This window comes from Streptomyces sp. NPDC101166, from assembly GCF_044768125.1.
Lineage (GTDB): Bacteria > Actinomycetota > Actinomycetes > Streptomycetales > Streptomycetaceae > Streptomyces.
This window is the reverse complement of record NZ_JBIWPF010000072.1, coordinates 1-1,871: the sequence shown is the minus strand read 5'-3', so window position 1 is coordinate 1,871 and position 1,871 is coordinate 1. Positions and strand designations below refer to the sequence as shown.

At 67.2% G+C, this 1,871-nt stretch carries 1 protein-coding gene and 2 pseudogenes; all 3 read left to right on the top strand.

From position 1 onward, the window contains the following. Positions 1 to 350 (top strand): annotated as a pseudogene (locus tag ACIRS4_RS36375) (amino acid transporter); the annotation flags it as partial. A 96-nt stretch (positions 351 to 446) separates the two neighbouring features. Then, positions 447 to 1,352, top strand: coding sequence for a metal-dependent hydrolase (locus tag ACIRS4_RS36370; RefSeq protein ID WP_404204261.1), 906 nt, complete (start codon positions 447 to 449; stop codon positions 1,350 to 1,352). A 73-nt stretch (positions 1,353 to 1,425) separates the two neighbouring features. Further along, a pseudogene (locus ACIRS4_RS36365) lies at positions 1,426 to 1,871 on the top strand (oxidoreductase); the annotation flags it as partial.

The window sequence follows — 1,871 nt, the reverse complement described above, 5'->3', positions numbered from 1 at the left end:
GCCACATTCCCGACAGCGAGCCCATCCTCTTCCTCGAGGTCATCGTGAAGGACCCCTCGGAGTTCAGCACCACGCTGCACGTGACCGAGGTGGACGTGGAGAACTACCACATCCTGACCGTCGAGGCCGCGGCCGTGCCGAACTGCATCGCGTCCATCCTGATCGCCATCCGGGACCGGACCGGGGAGTGCCCGCACGTCTACTTCGAATGGACCGAGGGGAACCCGCTCGCCAATCTGGTGCGGTTCGTGTTCTTCGGTGAGGGCGAGGTCGCGCCGGTGACCCGGGAGATCCTGCGCCGGGCCATTCCGCGGCGGTCGCAGCGCCCGCACGTGCACGTCGATAGCTGATCGGGGCGAAAAAATCTAGGTGTAACTCCTGGTTTCATACATAGGTAGAATGTTGCTACGCTCACGCAGCAAATCGCTACGAGACCAGGAGTACCGATGAAGCTACTTCCGAAGCTGGGCCGCCGAGAGGTGACCGAACCCGGAGAGGTAGCCCTGCACGCCCGCAATGTCCGGTTCGATTGGTCGAAGACCGAACCGGTCTGGATGAAGCAGGAACCGATCGCCTCGCACGTCCTCAATGCCCTGAGCATGCTGCTGCCCGAAGGCGAGCGCATGTTCCTGGTGACCTTCGGCGAAGCCCTCGAACTGGTCAAGGACGAGAAGCTGCGCGAGGCCATGATCGGGTTCATCGGCCAGGAGTCCATGCACGCCGAGAGCCACCACGGGGCGCTCGAGGAGGTGCTGGCCGCGCACGGCATCGATGTCGAGCCGTACGTGCGGCAGGCCGAGTTCCTGTTCCGCAAGACCCTGGGTCCGCGGGAACTGGGCACCACGGCCGCCCAGCAGCAGCAACTCGTCGAACGGCTCGGCGTGATCGCCGCGCTCGAGCACTTCTTCGCCTTCCTCGGCGACTGGGTGATCAACGCCGACCTCGAGCAGTTCGACGCCGACCCGCAGATGCTGGACCTGTTCCGCTGGCACGGCGCCGAAGAGGTCGAGCACCGCATGGTCGCCCACGACGTCGCCGAGTACTTCGAGATCGGCTACGTGCGCCGGGGCGCGCTCATGCTGATGGTCTTCCCGATCTTCATCGCGCTGCTGTTGCGCGGCACCAAGTTCCTGGTGCACGCCGACCCCGCGCTGCCCAACCACCGCTATCCGATGCTGGTCGCCCGGATCTTCGCGGCCATGTGGCGCGGCTCGGTGCCCGGCATCCCGTCGCTGCTGATCAGCGCGCTGTCCACGTTCAAGCCCGGCTACAGCCCCGAAGGCGTGGGATCCACCGCGCAGGCCGTGGCCTACCTGGCGCAGTCCCCGGCCGCGCGCGTGATGGCGTCGTGAACGAGCGGAGCGAGCGAACCATGGACACAGCGCGCTTCGCGCACGCCGGAGCCGAGCGCAGCGAGGTGCAGGCGTGAGCGCCGCGAGCCGGCCTGTTCCCGTCACACCGCCGCAGGACCTGTTCGGCAAGGGGCGTGCCGACCGCACCACCCGGGTCCTGGACTTCATCGCCGAGAGTCGTTTGCGCTGGAGCACTTTCGTCAACCGGTACGAGCCCGATGTGCGGGTCGACTCGTGGCGGATTCCGCTGGTGGTCGTGGAACGCCGCGTCGAGGCGCACGACACCGATGTGATCAGTCTGCTGATGACCGCCCCCGACGGGCGCGAACTGCCCGCCTGGCGGCCCGGCGCGCACCTGGATCTGGAACTGCCCTCGGGCAAGGTCCGCCAGTACTCGCTGTGCGGTGACCCGGCTGATCGGCACGCGTATCGCGTTGCGGTGCGGCGCATTCCGGACGGCAACGGCGGCTCGCTCGAGGTGCACGACGAGGTGCGGGTCGGCACCACGATCACCGTGCG

Bases quoted from the DNA above. Each gene is read 5' to 3' on its own strand.
- ACIRS4_RS36370 (WP_404204261.1), top strand. From the start codon at position 447: ATGAAGCTACTTCCGAAGCTGGGCCGCCGAGAGGTGACCGAACCCGGA.